The sequence below is a fragment of the Rhizobium sp. BK212 genome (assembly GCF_014197475.1).
GTDB lineage: Bacteria > Pseudomonadota > Alphaproteobacteria > Rhizobiales > Rhizobiaceae > Rhizobium > Rhizobium anhuiense.
The window spans coordinates 355167-374468 of sequence record NZ_JACIFS010000003.1 but is presented as its reverse complement, the minus strand read 5'-3'; the positions used below and the strand labels follow the sequence as shown (position 1 = coordinate 374468).

Genomic DNA, 19302 nt, shown 5'->3' with positions numbered 1-19302 from the left:
CAGCTTTAGCAATGCCAGCGTTAACCGCGGTAAAGGCACTGTAAAGTTAGGTAAAATGTGAAGGCAGTCTTCGTGGGGTTCAAACGCGTCTGCGCAGCCCTGAGATGACGGGCACTTCGATGCCTCTTTCGGGCGCGTCGATTGATCAGCTCGGGCTCAGCCTTGGCCGCACTAGGAACCGTGTTTCGTCGACTTCCGGGGAATTTCGAGGGTGATGGCCAGACCGCCGGCGGCCGGCAGTGATGCATATACCCGCCCGCCATGACGCTCGATCGCCTGTCTGGTGATCGCAAGGCCCAGACCGTATCCACCTCGCGGGGCGGCGTCGTTGCCACGGGAGAACGGCTGGAAGATCCGCTCAAGTTCGTCCCGTCTCACTCCCGGCCCCTGATCCGCGACGAGGATCGTCAGGCGTTCGGCCGTCGAAGCACAGGACACGGTTATGCGTGAATGCTCCGCCGTATACTTGACGGCGTTGCGAACGACGTTTTCAAGGGCTCTGTAGATCAGCTCCCCCTCCACCTCCGCCAGGAAGACGCCGTCGACACTGGTGGTGATCGAAACTCCTCGTGCCTGGGCTTCGAACGCGGCATCGCCGAGGATCTCGTTCAGAAGGTCGATGACATCGAGCGACTGCACTTTCAGCGAGCTGCTGGATCCGGCTGTCAGCCTGGCAAGGGTCAGAACTTCGCCCACCAACAGGTCAAGGCGTTCAACCTCCCTATCCATGCGATCCAACATGCCACCCAGTTTCGCCGGTGTTTGCCGCAGGACGCCCACAGCGGCTTGCAGACGAGACAAGGGCGAGCGCAGTTCATGGGAGACGTCGTGGAAAAGCCTTTGCTGCGCCTCCTGAAGCTCCTGCAGTCTCGCTGCCGTGGAATCGAAGTCGTGCGCGAGTGCGGTGACCTCGTCCTTTCGGCCGGCCATCTTGTCTCCGATACGAACGTCGAAACGGCCATGGGCAAGCGCGCTCAGGCCGTCACGCAGGTGAACGACCGGACGAATGAGATATCGGGCGAGCGCGATCGCTGACAGCGTGCTCGAAATCAGTATCGCAAGCCACGGCATCAACGGAACAAGATTCTTAAGAGTGAAGCTGGTTGGAGCCGATAGAGATATTCGATAGCAAACCCCATCCTTGAGGACGAGCCTGCCATTCTGTCTGTCTCCCGCGGTGCAAGGTCCCGCGTCCGCGACTTTCGAGATGGCCAGGCCGAGTGGCCGCGTCCTCTCGCTTGTGCGCACGAAATGCGTGGCCGCGTCTTCCCCATCCTGAACCAGAATGCTCTCAGTCAGATTGACTACGAACGTCCGCCGCGCCTCCTCGACCTCCCAGGCGAAGGGAACCGCCTGCAGCAGCTTCAGGACAAGGACAATAGCTGCGACAGAGAGCGCCATGGTCAGCCAGATGACCCTGAAGAACTTCCAAAAAAGCCGGGGCATGGTCAATCCACCAAAAGTTGATAGCCTTGGCCGCGAACGGACCGGATCCAAGATTGCCCATCCTCTCTGAGCCCCAGCTTCTGACGCACGCTGCTGATATGAACGTCGATGCGGCGATCGAACGGGGTGAGTGGCTTTCCGAAGGCCAGTTTCGAAATATCCTGCTTCGATAAAAGCTGCCCCCCGCTGCGCGCGAGAATTTCGAGCAGCCTGAACTCGGTGCCGGTCAGCTCCAAAGGTTCTCCGCGCCATTCGGCGGTTCGACTACCCGGATGTATCACGAGCTGTCCCGTCCTCAGCGTATCGGTCGCCGAACCGGCCGCTGGCTGGCCCGCTCGACGCAGAATCGCACGCACGCGCGCCGCAAGTTCGCCCGGTGAACAAGGCTTTGGAACATAGTCGTCGGCGCCGAGGTTCAGGCCCGAAATCCGGTCGATGTCATCGCCCCTGGCCGTCAGCATCAGCACCGGGATTTGGCTCAATTTCCGGATTCTCTGCAGGACCTCGATCCCGTTCATCCGGGGCATCATGATGTCGAGCACGATGATGTCGACCTTATTGCCGGCGGCAGCCGCAATCGCGGCTCGGCCATCCGTGTCAGTCACTACATCATATCCTTCCTCCGCCAGATATTCCTGCAGAAGAGTCGTCAGCTCGACATCGTCGTCGATGAGGAGAACCTTGTTCATTCGTGTGGTTCCGTTGTTCGCATCCGCCGTCATACAGCACGAATGGGAACTCTCCACCCAACTTTACCTAGCTTAACACTAACTTGACCGCACTTAACATTCAGACGGCTACTGATAGGCATTATGGCATCGCCCGCGTGGCGGCACAGGTCCGCGCCGATGCCGAATATTCCAAGGAAAGCATCGTTGAGAAAGCCGTCCATGACATTCGCCGCTGCATTCGTTGCGGCCGCACTTCTCTTCGCGTTCCGCAACTTCATTATGGAACACTCCGCCGCGCCGCCGCTCGCTGTGTCCCTGACGGCGCCGTCGCAGCAGGATTGTCCCGAAACCCTCTTGGCGGAAGGATGGCTCAAGCCCTGGCAAGAGGCGATTGTCGCCTCCGAGACGGGCGGCCTTCGCATCACCGAGGTCCTGGTTGATGTCGGCTCCGTGGTTGCGAAAGGGCAGACGCTCGTGCGGCTTTCGCAGGAGAGCGTACTTGCAGACCTTCAGAAACACGAAGCGGCCATTGCGACGGCAAAAGCGAACCTGTCGAAGGCAAGAGGAAATGTCGACCAGGTGCGGCAACTAGGTCCTTCAGGTGCGGGCTCCGCCGAGGACATCGCGCAATACGTGGCCGCGGAACAGACGGCGGTTGTCAGCCTTAAAGCCGCAAAGGCCGACTTCGATAACGACAGGGTCAAGCTCGAGCAGACGACCATCACCGCAGCCGACGACGGTCTGATAATTTCGCGGTCTGCCGAGCTCGGTGCCGTCGTCTCCGCCGGCGCCGAGCTGTTCCGCATGGTGCGCCAGCAGCGTGTCGAATGGCAGGCAGAGGTTCCGGCAGATTACCTTCCACGAATTTCGGAAGGGTCGAACGTCGTGGTCAAAGGCCCCGATGATCAGCGGATCCAAGGCAAGGTCAGGCTTGTCGGCCCTTCGGTCAGCGCCGATACGAGCCGAGCGATCGTTTATGTCGCCTTTCCGGCCGGCGTCCATCCACGTACCGGACTGTACGTGACGGGCAAAATTGAACTTCAGGCGACACCAGCCCCAGCGTTTTCCAAACCGCGACCGTGTTCGGGGACCGGATAAGTGACCGCGTCCGGCGCGAACCCATCATGCGAATCCATTGTCGCGACGCGTTCGTCATGCCGGAGCTGGACTCGATCCCGATCCGCCAAACCCCACACCTACAAAAACGGAATATTCGACGTGAACCAAGCCAAATCCCAGCGTATTGTTGTCATGACCGGAGTCACGGCCGGACTCGGCTTACATGCGCTTCAGAAGATCGCCGCTCAGCCAGGTACACGGGTCATCGTCGGTGCCCGTGGAAGCGGACGAGCTGTACCTCCCGGCGTGAAGGTCATTCCTCTCGATCTCGCATCTCTCACGAGCGTCCGCCAATTTTCTGAGGCTGTCACATCGCGGCTCGAAAGTGGCCGCATCGACATATTGGTTCTCAATGCCGGCATGCAGGCCTCGACGAACGAAGGCAGGAGTGTCGAAGGCTACGAACTGACCTTCGCGGTCAATCACCTCGCCCACTACCTGCTGGCTCGACTCCTGCTGCCGCAAATGGCCGATCAAGGCCGTCTGGTGATCACCACTAGCGAAACGCACGATCCCGCCGTTACGCCAATCGCTCCCAAGGCTCTCGATCCCCAGGCCCTGGCGCATCCCGACAAGAGCGGCTTTGGCATGGGCATACGCGCGTATGCAGCTTCCAAGCTGTGCAATTTGCTGACCGCACAATCCTTCGCTGCCAGGGAAGAGGTCAGGGCCCGTAAGCTCGCGGTGATCGCCTTCAGCCCCGGCCTTACCGGTGGCACGTCGCTGGGCCGCGACAGCCCCCGCGCCATGCGCGCTGTCGTCATGCTCCTCATGCATACTGTCTTCCGAGTGGTCGGCCTTTTCCGTCCTGAATACGTCATCGGTACGCCCGAACGCTCAGGCGAAGCGCTGGCCGAGATCGCTCTCGGGGCGGTCATCCCGCCGCCGGGCCGGATCTACGTCTCGCTTGTCAAGGGCAAGCCGACCTTTCCCGATCCATCCCAACTGGCGCGAAGCCGAGAGGCTCGGGAACAGTTGTGGCGCGAAAGCGCAGTTATGGTTGGATTCGATGATCAGGCCCCGACCCAATGAAGATTACCTTTACGAAAAAAGTACACGAGTACGACGACGTTTTCTCGTTTTTCTTCGATGCACCCGGCGTCAACTACAGAGCGGGACAGTACACCCATTTGAGGGTTGGTGGTCCGCTCGACTTTCTTGGCTCGGTTCGCGAGATGTCCTTCGCCTCAGCCCCGGGAGATCCAGAGCTCATGTTCAGCATGCATCTGGGATCAAATAGCAAATTCAAGAAAAAGATGAGCGCGCTACAGCCCGACGATACAATCAGTTTGTTTGGCACAGGCGCGCACGTCAAATTGCCCGAACACCGAACCGGAAATTTGGTTTTCATAGCGGGCGGCGTGGGGATGACCCCATTCCGCTCGATGATTCTGGAGGCGCACAAAGCAGGGAACCATCAGACGGCGCTGGTTCAAGTCCAACGGGGCGATTTCCTCTATCGAAAGGAGTTGGAGCCGCTTGTATCCGACTATCTCGCGGTCCGTCCGGAGACATTCGTGGACACCGTCAAGAAGGTAGGGGGAGGTTATGGCGATGATGCGATTTTCTACGTGTGCGGATCGAGAAGGCTCATCGCATCTGTCGTTGAAACCCTTAATGGGTGCGGCATTGAGAAAGAGAAAGTTAGAATAGAAAGCTACAAATAGGCGTAGATCGGCAAGAAGGTGCGGGAAATCACCACCGATTGAAGAAAGCATTATGTCGAGCACTGAAGGCTAGCTTCGGTCTGCTTGCAGGAGCAGCCCTCCCTCGCCACGCCCAAGCGCCGGTGTTGCCCGGCGGTCGTCAGCCGGGGCTGCACTCCCCGGACACCTCAGTAAATCAACAGAGGCGTTTGACCGATGAATTGAGGCGACTTGGCTTGGTTGAGCATGAAGCCGGCGACGTCGGCGCGTGCAATTCTGCCACCATGGATGCCCTGCAAATCGGTCAGCGCCCTATAGCGCCCCATATACGGACCATTGGTCAAGAAACCGGGCCGGACAATGATCCAGCGAGCGATATTGTTCTTGATAATGCGTTCCTGGCGATCCTTGTCGGCGTAAATCCTGCGAAGGACAATCGGCAGGAATAAATGGTCGTACAACCATGTCCCGTGTCCTTTGCTATCGCCGGTTCCCATACCCGTGACGGCGATGAGCAATTGTTCCCGCTCAAGAGCTTTCGAAAGGTTTTCGGCGCAGCGGGAGAACATGGTTATTGTTCGCGTTACATTCGCGGTTCCCAGGCAATCGCAGACGACGTCTTGTCCCGTCACGAGTCCCGTGATCGCGTTGGCTTCCTGGGCATCTCCCTGTAGGATCCGCAACCGGGAGTGCTTAATCGGCATGCGGCTTGGCTCACGGGCGAGCGCAGTGACCTCGTGGCCGTCTTTCAGCGCCGCTTTAGCAGTGGCCAAACCAATGCCGCGCGTTGCGCCAATGATTGCGATCTTCATGGAGCATCTCCTTAAGCTTGAAAGGTCGGGCTCCGGCGGCGAGTTCGGATTCTTGATCACTTCCCTTCATGTCGCCTGGCGTCCATGCCGGCTGTATTACAGGACAAACGTGAGCGCTCCATCCAACTTTACCTAGCTTAACACTAACTTGACCGTACTTAACGTTCAGCGGGCTATTGATAGGCATGGCGGCATCGGTCGCGTGGGCACCGCCCCGCCCCTCAGCCGGAACTGCAAGGATTGGACCGTTGGAAAAGCCATTCGTGACACTCGCCACCGCGCTCGTTATGGTGGCGTTCCTGTCTCCATTTCGCAATGTCGCGGCAGAACAAGCCCCCGCACCTGCTCTCACCGTTTCCCTGACGACGCCGGTGCAGCGGGACTGGCCCGAGACCGTTCCGGCAAGCGGGTGGCTTAAACCCTGGCAGGAAGCGATCATCGCCTCTGAAATCAGCGGCCTGCGCATAACCGATGTTCTGGTCGATGTCGGCGCTGTGGTCACCAAGGGACAGACGCTCGTGCGGCTCTCACAGGAGAGCGTTCTCGCCGATCTTCGCAAGCAGGAGGCCGCCGTCGAGACTGCCAAGGCAAGTCTTTCGAAAGCAAAGGCCAATGCCGACCGGGCACGGCAGCTCCGCCCTTCAGGTGCGCTTTCCGACGAAAAGATCGTCGAATATCTGGCCGACGAGCAGACGGCAACGGCAAGTCTGGCGTCCGAGGAGGCGGCGCTCGATAGCGAAAGAATCAGGCTTGCGCAGACAGCAATCACCGCCGTCGACGATGGCATCATTACTTCGCGTTCCGCAGACCTCGGCGCCGTTGTTTCCGCCGGCACCGAGCTGTTCCGCATGGTTCGCCAGCAAAGGGTCGAGTGGCAAGCCGAAGTTTCGGCACGCTATCTTCCACGAATTACCGAAGGACTGGACGTCGAGATCAACGAACCTGGCGATCTCCCAATTCGGGGCAAGGTGAGGCTTGTCGCGCCTTCAGTGAGTACAGATACCAGCCGGGCGATCGTCTATGTCACGCTTCCCGCGGACGTACGCCCGCGCGTTGGTCTTTATGTCACAGGCACCATAGAACTCAGGACCACCCCGGCCCTGACCGTTCCCGAGACTGCGATCGTGTTCCGGGACGGCATCAGCTACCTCTTCACGGCCGGCGCGGATCAGCGTGTGCGACGGATACGCGTCGAAACGGGCCGCCGTAACGACACCGAAGTGGAGATCGTCTCCGGCATCGACCAGTCCTCCAAGGTCGTCACCGCAGGTGGCGCGTTCCTGTCGGACAACGCTCTTGTGAAAGTTGCGGAGAACGACTGATGAACTTTTCCGCTTTCTCGATCCGCAACCCCGTTCCCGCGATCCTGCTGTTTGTCATGCTTGCCGTGGGGGGTCTTTTGGCCTTCAGGCAACTGCCGATCCAGAACTTTCCCGATATGGACCTCCCGACCATCAGCGTCACCGCGACGCTCGATGGCGCAGCACCGGCGCAGCTCGAAACCGAGGTCGCCCGTCCCCTTGAGGATAGTTTTGCCGCGCTCAGCTATCTCGACCACGTCACGACGACGATCACCGACGGTACGGTGTCCATCAAGGTTGCCTTCAAGCTCGAGAAAGACAGCGAAACGGCCTTGAACGAGGTCCGGAACGCCGTCGACAGTGCCAATGGCGATCTACCGCCTCAGATGGAGACGCCGAGCGTCACGAAGGTCACGGTACAGAGCACCGCTCTCGTCACCTATGCCATCCGCTCTACCGCTCTCAACGAGACTGAACTTTCCTGGTTCGTCGACAATGATCTGACCAAAGCGCTGCTGTCGGTGCCCGGTGTCGGGCAGGTCAACCGCATCGGCGGAATTGATCGTGAGGTTCACGTCGACCTCGATCCTTCGACGATGGCATCACTTGGCGTCACCGCGGCCACCGTATCGTCGCAACTAAAGGCCGTGCAGGCGGATACGTCAGGCGGCCTCGGAGAAATCGGCGGCACCCGTCAGACCTTGCGCACGCTCGGCGCCCTGCCATCGGTCGAGGCATTGAAGGGGCTCAAGATCCCCATGGCAAACGGCCAGCAGGTTCGCCTCGACGACATCGCGTCTGTCACGGACAGCTTCGCCGAGCGGTCCTCGATTGCCTATCTCGATGGCCAACGGGTGATCGCGGTCGAGATCAAGCGTTCGAACGGCTTTTCGGACAGCGGCGTCGCCGCGGATGTTGACGCGGCGATCAAGCAATTCGCGGCGGGCCATCCCAATGTTCAGATCGACGAGGCCTACAGCACGATCGGCCGGATCATCGGCAATTACGAAACTTCAATGAGCATGCTGTACGAAGGCGCGATCCTGGCCATCATCGTCGTCTGGTTCTTCCTCCGGGACTGGCGTGCAACGATCCTGTCGGCCGTTGCGCTGCCCCTTTCTGTTATACCCACCTTCCTGGTGATGTATCTTGCCGGATTCAGCCTGAACATCGTCACGCTGCTCGCGTTGTCGCTGGTGGTCGGCATCCTCGTGGATGACGCCATCGTCGAGATCGAGAACATCGCTCGCCACCTGCGGATGGGCAAGCGGCCGATCGACGCCGCAATGGAAGCCGCCAACGAGATCGGGCTTGCGGTCATCGCAACCACCTTCACGCTCGTCGCCGTATTCCTGCCGACGGCGTTCATGAGCGGAATACCCGGCCTCGTGTTCCGCCAGTTCGGCATCACCGCCGCCGTTGCAGTCCTTGCCTCGCTCGTGGTAGCGCGCCTCCTGACGCCGATGATGGCTGCCTATTTCATGAAGGCTCATCCCGCGGACGAGAAGGATGGGCGCATCATGCGCGCCTACATGGCCGTTGCGAGGGCAGCCCTGACACACAGGAAAACTACGGTGGCCCTCACCGCCATCGTCGTTGCGCTTTCGCTGGCAACCATTCCCTTCCTCAAATCGGGGTTCCTGCCCGCTTCCGACGACGCGCGAACCCAGATCACGCTGACCATGCAGCCGGGTGCCACCATCGAGCAGACGGACGCCGCCACCAGCCAGGCCTCCGATATCGTCGGCAAGCTCAAGGACGTCACGCGTGTCTTTTCTTCGGTGGGGGTCGCGTCTTCGAACGGCGGCGGGCCCAACGTCACCACCTCGAGCGATCTCGGCTCCGCGACTATCGTTGTCGTTCTCAAACCCATCGATGAGCGTAATCGAAAGCAGTCAGAGATTGAAAACGACATCCGGCAGGCCCTCTCGACTCTCCCCGGCCTGCGTGTGGAGGTCGGCAACGGCGCTAATGGAACAAAGCTGGAGATCGCGCTAGCAAGCGACGATGCAAACGCACTTGAGACTGCGAGCACGGCCCTGGAGGAACAGCTTCGCACGCTCCAAGGCATCGGCGCGGTCACATCTACCGCCGCGAGGCAGGCGCCCGAAATCCAGATCGCACCCGACTTTGCGCGTGCGGCGGCCCTCGGGGTAACGTCAAGCGCGATCTCCGAAGCGGTGCGCGTGGCCACGAACGGGGAATATTCCTCTGCCTTGCCGAAGCTCAACCTGCCGCAGCGCCAGGTTCCTATCGTCGTTCGGTTCAGCCCCGAGACACGGACAAAGCTCGACGACATCAAGAACATGCGGGTGGCTGGAACCAACGGCAGTGTTGATCTCGGATCAATTGCTGATATCCGGATCGGCGGCAGCCCCTCGCAAATCGATCGTATCGATCGGATGCGCAATGTCACCCTCTCAGTCGAGCTCAACGGTCGCATCCTTGGTGATGTCAACCGTGAGGCACAGGCACTGCCGGCGCTCCAACACCTGCCGACGGGCGTCACCCTTGTCTCACAGGGCGAACTTCAGCGCAGTTCGGAGCTGTTCCAGAGCTTCGCGCTGGCAATGGCGATTGGTGTGTTCTGCATCTACGCGGTCCTCGTCCTCCTCTTCCACGACTTCCTCCAGCCGCTCACCCTTCTGATGGCCCTCCCGCTCTCGCTCGGCGGTGCGCTGCTGCCGCTTGTCGTCACCGGAACAAGCTTCTCGATGCCGGCCGTCATCGGGCTGCTGATGCTCATGGGTGTGGTGACGAAGAACTCAATCCTGCTGATCGAATATGGGATTATGTCGCGCCAGCAAGGCATGTCCAGATTCGACGCTCTCATTGATGCCTGCCACAAGCGCGCGCGGCCGATTGTCATGACCACCATCGCCATGGCTTCGGGGATGCTGCCAGCAGCGCTCAGCCTAATGGGCGGTGATTCAAGCTTTCGTCAACCGATGGCCATTGTGGTGATCGGCGGCTTGATGATGTCGACTTTCCTAAGCCTCATCGTCATCCCCGTCATCTTCACCTTGGTCGACGATCTGGAACAGCTCCTCAAGCGGTCGCTGCGCCGCCTCGGGTTCGCCCGGGAGACCGCGGACGAAAAGCCGGAGACATCCAACGATCGCGTGGCGATCGCCTTCAAGCCTCTCCATTCGACTCGGGGGCAAGGTCAGAGATGAATTCCGTTCGGCTGGTTATCAGGCAGACAATCACGCGACGGCGAACTGTCGCGCCTTTCATTGCAACCTCTTCGGTCGACTTCCAAGCCCCCATCGTGGAAGAAGGCCGCGGGACGTTTTCCCCCAGCAGGCGGCATGATGCCGCCTGCGCGTCCTGCCTCTATACAGCAGCCTACCCACCGATTGGGAGGCGCTATGCCTGACCTACTCACCTCAGATCCACTCGCCGCGCTGATACCTCTCATTGCTGCTTTTGGCGTCATGACACCGATGATCGCGACATTCTTGGAGCGCTTCGTACCAGTGCTCCCGTCGTATGCAGTGCTCGTCGTAATAGGCGTGGCGGCGGCTGATGGAAGTTTCTCCCTGCCTGCCGCCCTGGCTTTGAGCCTGGTCGGCAGCACTCTAGGCTGCTTGTCCTTGTATTTGCTTGGCCGAGCCGTCGGCGAACGCCGCTCCCGCCGTTTTATCGAAGGTGCAGCGCGTCTGATCGGGATTTCGCCCGAGAAGTATCGGCTGTGGGAGGACCGATTGCGTTCCAACCAGCGGTCGATCGCGTTTCTCGCACAATTGATCCCCACCGTTCGGCTTATCTCGCCGGGCATATCGGGATTGTTGCATATCAGATTCTGGCAGTTTGCAGGCGCGACCGCCTTGGGAGCTGCATTGTGGAACGGGCTTTTTATAGGCGTGGGATATGCCTTCGCGCTCGTCGACACGGATGCGAACGCACCGATTCTCGCACTCAAGACCGCGATCGCACTTGTCATCGCAGAAGGGCTCGCCTTCTGGAGCTGGCGATGGAAGGTCCGGGCGCGATGAGCTTCAGCTACAGTCTGCTGGCCGACCATCTTCGCTTCGTCCGCTCATTCCTTGCCGATCCTCGCCGCGTTGCGGCCGATACGATCGGATGGCGGATGCCTAGGAGGCGAGTGAAAGGAGTGTGACAATTGGTCCATCGGAATCCATCAAAGTGCTCCTGTTTGCATAGACCATCTATGCCAGATCATACGTTGGATGCAGGTACCAAGACCAGCGAATCCCGAAGACGCTACGGGAGTGGCCCATCGCGGACCGCGTCGCGCGGCACAGATAGTTTCAATTGCTCGGAACTCCAGCGCCAGCCCGCGCTCATGCTCGATCAGAGCGTCTCAGGGCTCTGTTCTGCGGCCGAATTCGGCTGAACGATCATCGAAACCGAATGAGGAGGAACGGCAGCACGCCCGATTTAACCTCCTAGACCCATAGCCCGCAGCTCGTCGCCTGTGACAACCTCTCGTTCGCAAAGAATTTGAATAATGCGCTCCACCTCATCCCGGCGGCGCCTGATGATTTCGCAGGCTCGGTCGAGCGAGTCCGACAGAAGCCGCTCTACCCGCAGCCGCAATTCCGGATCCTCGCGCCGAAGTTCCGCAAGCTCCTCTGATGATGACGCATGGGTGTAAGAAATCACGCCGCCCATCCCAAGCGAAACCGCCATGATCGTTGCAAGGTTGGTCGCGCGATGCAGATCCGAGTCAGCTCCGCCACCAGAGCCATCAAACGATTCACCGAGGATGACCCTTTCGGACGCGAGGCCGCCCAATAGCATTGCCAATTCGGAGCGGTAGGATTTCCTGCCCCTAAATAGCGATCGTTCTCTCCGCCACTGGACATAGCCCTGAACTCCATCGCTTCTCATGACCTGTGGCAAAACGACGATCCCGTCGACGGTCGCGACGCCAAGTTCGATGCCGACCACTGCGTGACCGGCCTCGTGAGTACTGGCGATCCGCCGCTCCTGTTCCGTTAGGTGCCTCATAGGCGGAATCATTGCGATCAGGTCGGCAGGCCGGACATCCCTAGCCTGTCGGCGCGCTCTTCGTTTTGCGTCGCCGACCAACTGCCTGAGCTGAGCGCCAGAGCGACCGACAGTCGCAGCCGCGAGTGTCTTCAGTTCGTCCGGGCTCGCGCCATCGCCAAGATGCATCGCAATGATTTTCGCCCGCGTGTCCTCGTCCGGCAGTTCGATGGCGACATGCCTGTCGAGGCGACCGGGCCGGCGCAGGGCTGGATCCACCTGTTCAGGGTAGTTCGTCGCGGCGACCACGATCACCCCCTCGCGGCCTCCCGAACCGTCCAGCAGCTCCAGAAGTGCGTTGACTACCTGGATGCTGTAATCGGTGTTGTGTCCCCTGAACTTCGTCCGGTCACCGATCGAGTCGATCTCGTCGATCAGCAGCACCGTCGGCGGCGTTTTTGCCGCTTTCTCGAACGAGCGACGCATGGCAGCCAGCATGTCGCCGAGATGACCCTTTGATTGCCAGACCGCGCTCGAGGCGGGGATGAAATTCGCACCACAGGACCGCGCGACTGCTTCAGCGAACATTGTTTTTCCGGTCCCCGGAGGCCCACTCAATAGGATACCCGAGGCCACATCCGACCAGGTAATCCTCCCGTCCCGCCAGTCACTCAGGTCGGTGACGAGATCGAGTGCCCATTCCTTTGCCTTCCCATATCCCTCCAAGTCGTCGATGCGAGGTTCCCATGATGGCAGCTTAGGGATCTGCTTGTGTACGAGCGCGGCCGATTCCAGCTTCTCAAGCACGGTATCAAGGGGCCGTCCCGGTCGCAGTGCGAGGAACAGCATGCTGGCCGGGAAAGCTGCAAGTCTTCGTGCGATTTCGAGCGGAATGTTCATTGCGATCGACTTCGCAGCAGCGACCAGATGTCTCGCGTTCACTGCGGCGACATCAATGATGCGGTCGAGGGCGACCATCAGCTCGGAAGGAATGTCCGCGCCGTCCTGAATGAGGACGATTAGGGCCGCTTTGTATCTTGATAGTTGAATGGCATCCCTAGCGTCGGCCTCTCCAGGACCGGATGTGACGATGACCATCGAAATCGTGTACTTTTCAAGACCAGCAGACTTCAGGATGGTCTCGGCCGCATCCTTGTACGCGTCCATGTCGCCACCCGGTGGAAGCCGCAGCCCGACCAGGCGGTTCTCCGGCAGGAACACCCGGCCGCGGCGAAGGGCGCTGCGGACGGCGAAGGCATAGGTTTGCACTTCGAGCGTCGAAGCGCGCTCAGACAGGGGTACAGTTCTCATGGAACGCTCCCTATCGGCTGGCGCGCCGGACCGTGGTATCAGGCCCGAGCAGTTCTTCATCGAGTTCGACTTCAATGTGTCCCGTGAGGATCATCGCCGCCACCGTCTGCATCGGTCGGCCGTCGCGGACGGCCGATAGGCATTCAGCAAGTGTCAAGGACCCAAGCTCGTCGAGGGCTGCAAGGATCCGGATCCGGTCGCCGAGGGCTGCTTCGTAGCCAGCGTATCGCAGGAGATCCTTCGCATTCTGAAGCCGAGGTTGACTTCGGATGGCGGACATCAGCACCGCCTGATATCTGCATTCGAATTGCTCGGCCAGAATTCTGATCCACTCAGTGTTTCCCGGGTCACGATCGCACACCTCGACAAGAAGATGTTCATCGACTTTCTCCACGAAAAAGTCGACGTAATAGCGCTTGGGACCATGGTTGTCCGCAAGCGCGTAGGTAAGGCACCGCCACGACACCACGCTGGGATCGAGGTCAAGCAGGCAGGCGTAATTGCGCGCCTCGCGGGATCGGAAAACAGGTCGCCCGACGCACTTGAGCGTCACAAAAGGGAAATACGGGCGGTAGTTGGGAGAATCGCAAGCTTCATCGCCTGCTGCATGAGCGGATCCGGTCTTCATGACCTGCACTCCAACGAACGGTAATCTGGGCGGCGTCGGGATCGGTCCCGGAATCCGTCAGCCTATTCGAAAGGTCGGTGCAAAGATGTTGCTCATGTCCAGAACAATTAGTGAACGAAAATTTACTCGTCAAGCCGGCAAAACAGAGATTTGTTTCACCGAACGCTCGATGTTCTGCGTGGCAGGGGGTGCAAACGAGGGAAGTTGTGGGTTTCAAGACAACCTCGCGAAATTTATCTTGAAGCCGATCAGTGGCATAGGCGTAGCGCCATTAATTAGCGCACTTACCGTCTTGTTGGTCGCCCCGTCGCCGGTTACGTTCCAATACCAGCAGAAAACATGATCAGAGATTGAGATCGTCGTCGTCAGACAGCGGGCCGGGCTGTGCGAACAGCTCTTCCAGGGTTTTCTTCACAGGCTCGAAGGTCACCAGGAATCTGCCGTCAGCATCGATGACTCTCTGGGTACCCCGCGCCTTTGCTGCATCCAAGACCTCACGGATGCGGGCCTCGGCCTCTTGTCTCTGCCAGTCGGAACTTTGCGTCATCGGGCCCCCTCGCGAACTTCAGCCCGGGGATTGTAACATCGAATTGGAGAGTGCCTCGGAATTTTTGAAGAACTCAAACCCTGACCACAGGAATCTACCGTGCAAGCAGAACCGCTGCTTTTGATGGATACCGACATCGTCAGCCTGATGGGCCGACAGAAGGCGCCGCCCGGGCTTCGCCCTTGGCTGCTGCGCATCGGCATCCATCGTCTGGCGCTCTGCTACCCTGTGATAACAGAGTTGATGCGCGGAGCCCACCTCAAAGTCCGGGATGACCCAGAAAGCGCCCTACGGATCGCCAACTGGGCCAATGACGTCGTGAAGATGGATTTTCCCTTTCCAGAGATGACCGCGGCGGTTGCGAGCAAATATGCCGAAATGACGTCGGTCCCGCGGCTTAGGCATCTTTGGACCGTGCAGCGGAACCAGAAGAGCAACAGGCTTGGCCACGACCTGGCGATATCAGCGGTGGCTATCGTCCACCGGATGCCGATCCTCACGGCAAACGTCGATGACTTCCTTCGGATCCACGAACTCTTTCCCCTGCCCGGCTTGCATCATCCGATGAAGGCGCGATGGTTCGTCGACCCCGTCTTCCAGGTACCGCTGCCGTATTTCGATCCGGACGAGCCCGACCCGCACGAGAGGGCTTTGCCCAAGCTTTCGAACCCACCGATCATCGCTTCGTTCGAACCTGCAAACGGTTCGCGGTAGCGCCGCAGCTCTACTGGTCCGGTTTCCGGGAAGCCCACCGTTTCAGACTTTCCCGTCGTTTCCCCTGGGTTACGATCTTGCGGCCGACCTTGGCCGGCTCGAACCCAACCTTTGACAGCGCATCGCCAACCGTTTCGTTGTCAGCCGACATTTCCCCGATCGGACCGATCACGCTGCCTTCGCCGTCGTCGTTCTTTTCGCCATGTGGCATGCCAATCTCCGATTCCGACATCGCCATCGCGGAGATGTCACCCACTTGGGACATGCGCCATATTAACCCGTTTGGCCGCTTGCCTGAAGGGCGTCCTGCAATGAGCGCGAGGGGAATCATGGAGCAGATGAGCACGTTGCTGGCGGCATTGCCACTGACGGTGCCGCCGATGGAGCGTTCAGGCCCAAGCCCGTGCAGAGGTATCCGCTCGAAATGAGGGCTCCAATGCCGGCGCGGTCGTAGTCGAAACGCACGATGCGCCTGAATTATCGTGTCGCTCGTATTTGAATGAATCCTTTCCCGGGCTTTTAAGACCTGTGCCGCTACGACACACCCAGGCGTCGAATACAGCGGTATGGGACACAATGAATTCTAAGGCAGAAGCACTGGCAGCAGCGAAGAAGCGGATCATCGCGCTGCAAAAGCAGATGGTGACACGAATCCTGGAGATGGCTGCAGAAGTCGAAAAGCTCGCTAGTGCGACGACAGAACGCGAAGCCCGTGAGTTCTTGCGCGTCACCTGCAATATGCCGGCATCCGAGCTGTCGACCTATGTGCGCTTCCAAACCACGCTGAAGGGCAACGAGCAACTGCTCGAGAGTTCCAGAGTGTCTTTTCCCGTGGTGAAAGCTTTGGTCTCCGCCGACCCGGCCACCCGCAAGGAAGTCCTCGAGCGAATGGAGATCGGCGCCCGGATAGATACCACCGAGATATCTCGCATTCGCCAGCGTCTCCAGGAAGCTGCCCTTACGCCGGGCCAGGTGCTGGCAGCGCGGAATGGAAAAAAGCTCGCAGCCGCGGCACGCAGGAATACGGCCGACGCCGTCACACGCTTCCAGGAAGTCCTTTACGCATTCTCCGAAGGATTGATAAACGAGCGTGATCCCGAGAAGATGGTTTCGGATGACGTCCGTCAGGGCGCGGCACAGATCCGGCGAGCATTCGAATCCTTGTTCGGAACTCGTCACGGGACGGTGGATCAGACGAAACCGGGCACATCCGCGCATGAAATGGCCCTCGCATACGAGACGCTGAAAAACCTCGAAGACGGAACCCTCGCCATGCCGAGGAACAGAGCGCTTCGCCATCCGGGTCTTGTCGCTCTTCAAACTTTCACGGGACGCTCGCCCGAAGCCTACAAGCCGGAGCGCCGTGCTCTCCGGCAGGGACCGCCCGCCCATCATCGGCTGAAGGCAATCGAAATATGTGCTGGTGCCGGCGGCATGGCGATTGGATTGCACAGAGCGGGGTTCGATCATGTCGCGTTGGTCGAACATGACAAAAATGCCGCCGCAACGCTTAGGCTGAACCGGCCCAACTGGAACGTTGTCGAGAGCGACATCCGGGATATCGACTTCCGACCGTATCAAGAGATGGACATCGACCTCGTGGCTGGGGGCCCTCCATGCCAGCCCTACTCGTCCGACGGATATAGTCTGGGTAAAGATGATCCCAGGGATCTGCTCCCTGAAACTGTCAGGGTCGTTTCCGAAATTCGTCCTCGGGCATTTCTCTTCGAAAACGTCGATGGACTATTGCATGCTCGACACGCTGATCACGTGGCCGAAATTCTTCGCGGATACCGTGAGTGCGGCTATAATGTCGAGATTCACAGGATCAAGACTGAAAACTACGGTATAGCCCAGGAGCGAAATCGAGTGCTGCTCGTAGGCCTTCGAAAGGATGTGACGGGCGCGTTTCGCATGCCGCCAAAGTTCGCAGGCCGCCGCCTTAACTTAGGCGATGCGCTGATGGATCTGATGGCCGCGAACGGTTGGACGGGCGCGCGTGAATGGGCGCGTGACAGACGTGAGCAACCAGTCTTCGACCGCCAAGGCAATGTCGTCGCACGAGGTGCACTCGCCTCCACGATTGTAACCAGGCGAGGCCTTCCACGAGCGAAAGAGGCGGCACGCTGGGGCGCAAAGTGCGTCGATATTGCGGGTCTGCCAGACCTGGCCCCGACCGACGAGCAGGCTTCGAAACCTGGGTTCATGCCCGCCCTCACCGCTCGCATGCGTGCCCGGCTCCAGGATTTCGAGGACGATTGGAGTTTCGTCGGGGGCAAGCAAGCCGTTGCAGACCAGATTGGTAATGCAGTCCCTCCCAGGCTGGCGCAGGCGGTTGGCTTGGCAATCTTCTCCTCGATCGAGGAGGTTAGCTGGGACTGGGAAGCGATGTTGTGGCCGGAGGAGAGCCGTCGGATCCATTTGGTGCCGCCGCCGCTGCAGTTCGAAGGCGTGGTCGCTGAACCTCTTGTATCTACGGCTACGTGAAGGCGCCTACCGTTTCTCTAAACCTCGCGCGGCTGTACTGTCGGCGCAAGTTAGAAACTGCGTCGGCTTGATGAACGACCACTTTGAGCAAAAAGCAGTTGTCGGCTCGGCATCGGAGAGACCGATTTGGGGCCGGAAGCGGACTGACAGCTCATGGTGGCTACGAAGTATAGCGGACATTCAACCCGATGGGTCTAGGGGCTCCGAGCGACCCATATAATTGCCATTGCGTGGGTCTGCCCTTGTGCGCACTCAAGCAGAGCGGCTGCCGGAACAAATATCGAAGTCACGAGCGCGGTTAGCCCGAACATCAGTGCGATTGGTGCAGAAGGCCGAGTTCACCTGTGAACGTCCCGCGTTCTCGCCATCTGATTATTATAGCAACCTTCCCGGCGTGGCTTTCTCGCAAGCCAAAGCGTCACCGGAATTCTCGCGGAACCTGATACCGCTGGCTGTAGGCTTCGGGATATACCGCCTTGGCGTCTTCGATGCTCATGCGATCGCAAATGGTGCGCACGTCGAGCACGACGGGCGAGAGGCCCTTCGGATCGCACAGCAATACATGTTCGAGAAACTCATCGGGCCAAGGAACGATCACGCTGTCGCCATCCGGGACATCGTCGACCACGAAGGGCGGCCGGTTAGCCATCGCCCAGGGCTGGGGTTCGCCGGTCAGTCGCGACTGCAGCATGAGGAGTGATGACCTGGGGAAGGTGGAAGAGCTTACCTCGCAGTAGTGCTCTTTCAAAAACTCAATGCCAAGTTGGACATGGCTGTCGACGATACGGCAATGGCGCGTCACGAGTTTTCGCGTTCTCGCCCAGAGATAAGAGTCTTCGACAATAAATTCGTCGACCTCGGTATCTTCGAGGTCGGCCCACATTTCGACTTTGCTCAAGCGCAGCACGCCAAATCTACTGCCTTCGGTCTTGATGTCACGGAGTATTGGCCTACCCTGCCAGGTCGGTTTGAAGCCCATAGGTTTCAGCAGATGTCCTCGACCGCGGAGTTCGACCCGGGCGAACAGCGGGGTTCCCTCGCAATAGCTGCCTGCCGAATTCCAAGCTCCTATCACCTTGCAGGATATGTCTAGTTCCTGCAGCGCTTCACCCTGGGCAAACAGGTAATTGAGCGCTGCATCCTTGCCGGTGTTGCCTCCGACCGGCCGCAACAGACGATTCCATGCACGATCGACACGCTCTTCGCGGCGGTCATTGAGGTCAATCCATATTTGCCAAGCGGTGGCCACGATCACGACGAATCCTATCGCCGCGGCGAAACCGGCGATGACCCTTGCTGCATCGCTTTCGATCAGTGCTATCCGCAATGGCCGGGCAAGGCTAGACGGCACCATGTAGAGAACAGCCAGCAACGCGACGACGTTCGCGCAAAGCACCCAGTAGGGAGGCATACCTCCGGCCGCAATCCAGTCGGATATGCTTTCTGTTTCCGTCATTGCACAAACCGGCCTCACCTTGGGCAGCAACTGATCATGCAGGCGTGGGCACCATTCTGCAACTCGGCAGGGGGATGGTTTGCATCAGGCGGTCGCTATATGCACACCGACTCGATAACGTCCATGCAAACGCCAAAGCGACTTTCCGACCTATCCTCCTCTCGATCATTTTATTAAGCGCCTTAGCAACGCGGACAGAGTTCCCCCA

At 59.4% G+C, this 19302-nt stretch carries 15 protein-coding genes and 1 pseudogene; 8 read left to right on the top strand and 8 right to left on the bottom strand.

Translation table 11 applies throughout. The features are described from left to right. Nucleotides 1–171 precede the first annotated feature (171 nt). Both FHT79_RS11805 and FHT79_RS11800 read right to left on the bottom strand, forming a co-directional pair. The gene (locus FHT79_RS11805) at nucleotides 172–1446 is read right to left on the bottom strand and encodes an ATP-binding protein (RefSeq protein ID WP_183903392.1); all 1275 of its coding nucleotides are present in this window, start codon (nucleotides 1444–1446) and stop codon (nucleotides 172–174) included. A gap of 2 nt (nucleotides 1447–1448) precedes the next feature. Beyond that, entirely contained in the window at nucleotides 1449–2135 is a 687-nt protein-coding gene (locus tag FHT79_RS11800; protein ID WP_183903391.1) for a response regulator, read from the bottom strand. A gap of 159 nt (nucleotides 2136–2294) precedes the next feature. On the opposite strand from FHT79_RS11800, the pseudogene FHT79_RS11795 reads away from it, so the two are divergent. The 3 genes and pseudogenes from FHT79_RS11795 to FHT79_RS11785 form a co-directional block, all read left to right on the top strand. Then, nucleotides 2295–3217: pseudogene (locus FHT79_RS11795) on the top strand (efflux RND transporter periplasmic adaptor subunit); the annotation flags it as partial. Nucleotides 3218–3335: 118 nt separating this feature from the next. After that, a complete protein-coding gene (locus tag FHT79_RS11790; protein ID WP_348649670.1) occupies nucleotides 3336–4268 on the top strand; it encodes an SDR family NAD(P)-dependent oxidoreductase in 933 nt (310 codons plus the stop codon). Continuing rightward, nucleotides 4265–4903 carry an FAD-dependent oxidoreductase gene (locus FHT79_RS11785; RefSeq protein WP_183903389.1) on the top strand — a complete coding sequence of 213 codons (639 nt, stop codon included), beginning with the start codon at nucleotides 4265–4267 and terminating at the stop codon, nucleotides 4901–4903. The genes FHT79_RS11790 and FHT79_RS11785 overlap by 4 nt, the downstream gene beginning before the upstream one ends. A gap of 167 nt (nucleotides 4904–5070) precedes the next feature. On the opposite strand, the gene FHT79_RS11780 is transcribed toward FHT79_RS11785, so the two are convergent. Further along, nucleotides 5071–5694, bottom strand: coding sequence for an SDR family oxidoreductase (locus FHT79_RS11780; RefSeq protein ID WP_183903388.1), 624 nt, complete (start codon nucleotides 5692–5694; stop codon nucleotides 5071–5073). A gap of 287 nt (nucleotides 5695–5981) precedes the next feature. On the opposite strand from FHT79_RS11780, the gene FHT79_RS11775 reads away from it, so the two are divergent. From FHT79_RS11775 to FHT79_RS11765, 3 genes are all read left to right on the top strand, one after another. Then, entirely contained in the window at nucleotides 5982–7016 is a 1035-nt protein-coding gene (locus FHT79_RS11775; protein ID WP_183903543.1) for an efflux RND transporter periplasmic adaptor subunit, read from the top strand. Then, a complete protein-coding gene (locus tag FHT79_RS11770) occupies nucleotides 7016–10171 on the top strand; it encodes an efflux RND transporter permease subunit (RefSeq protein WP_183903387.1) in 3156 nt (1051 codons plus the stop codon). Before FHT79_RS11775 ends, FHT79_RS11770 begins: the two co-directional genes overlap by 1 nt. Before the next feature lie 195 nt (nucleotides 10172–10366). Then, a complete protein-coding gene (locus tag FHT79_RS11765) occupies nucleotides 10367–10993 on the top strand; it encodes a VTT domain-containing protein (protein WP_183903386.1) in 627 nt (208 codons plus the stop codon). Nucleotides 10994–11399: 406 nt separating this feature from the next. Here the strand turns inward: FHT79_RS11765 and FHT79_RS11760 are convergent, their stop codons facing one another. The 3 genes from FHT79_RS11760 to FHT79_RS11745 all read right to left on the bottom strand — a co-directional run bounded on the left by FHT79_RS11760 (nucleotide 11400) and on the right by FHT79_RS11745 (nucleotide 14437). Next, on the bottom strand, nucleotides 11400–13262 hold the full coding sequence (locus FHT79_RS11760) for an AAA family ATPase (protein ID WP_183903385.1): 1863 nt from the start codon (nucleotides 13260–13262) through the stop codon (nucleotides 11400–11402). Nucleotides 13263–13272: 10 nt separating this feature from the next. After that, nucleotides 13273–13890, bottom strand: a complete 618-nt coding sequence (locus FHT79_RS11755) for a hypothetical protein (protein ID WP_183903384.1) — start codon at nucleotides 13888–13890, stop codon at nucleotides 13273–13275. Between the two features lie 343 nt (nucleotides 13891–14233). Then, nucleotides 14234–14437, bottom strand: coding sequence for a hypothetical protein (locus tag FHT79_RS11745; RefSeq protein WP_183903382.1), 204 nt, complete (start codon nucleotides 14435–14437; stop codon nucleotides 14234–14236). A gap of 99 nt (nucleotides 14438–14536) precedes the next feature. Here FHT79_RS11745 and FHT79_RS11740 point away from each other — a divergent pair, with 99 nt between their 5' ends. Then, nucleotides 14537–15151 (top strand): type II toxin-antitoxin system VapC family toxin, encoded by a 615-nt coding sequence (locus FHT79_RS11740; RefSeq protein ID WP_183903381.1) that lies wholly within the window; start codon nucleotides 14537–14539, stop codon nucleotides 15149–15151. Between the two features lie 10 nt (nucleotides 15152–15161). Here FHT79_RS11740 and FHT79_RS11735 read toward each other — a convergent pair whose 3' ends face one another. Continuing rightward, nucleotides 15162–15362 carry a hypothetical protein gene (locus FHT79_RS11735; protein ID WP_127431630.1) on the bottom strand — a complete coding sequence of 67 codons (201 nt, stop codon included), beginning with the start codon at nucleotides 15360–15362 and terminating at the stop codon, nucleotides 15162–15164. A gap of 365 nt (nucleotides 15363–15727) precedes the next feature. Between FHT79_RS11735 and dcm the strand changes: the two genes are divergently transcribed. Further along, nucleotides 15728–17638 carry a DNA (cytosine-5-)-methyltransferase gene (dcm, locus tag FHT79_RS11730; RefSeq protein WP_183903380.1) on the top strand — a complete coding sequence of 637 codons (1911 nt, stop codon included), beginning with the start codon at nucleotides 15728–15730 and terminating at the stop codon, nucleotides 17636–17638. Between the two features lie 418 nt (nucleotides 17639–18056). Here the strand turns inward: dcm and FHT79_RS11725 are convergent, their stop codons facing one another. Further along, a complete protein-coding gene (locus FHT79_RS11725) occupies nucleotides 18057–19094 on the bottom strand; it encodes a hypothetical protein (RefSeq protein WP_183903379.1) in 1038 nt (345 codons plus the stop codon). Between the last annotated feature and the right edge of the window lie 208 nt (nucleotides 19095–19302).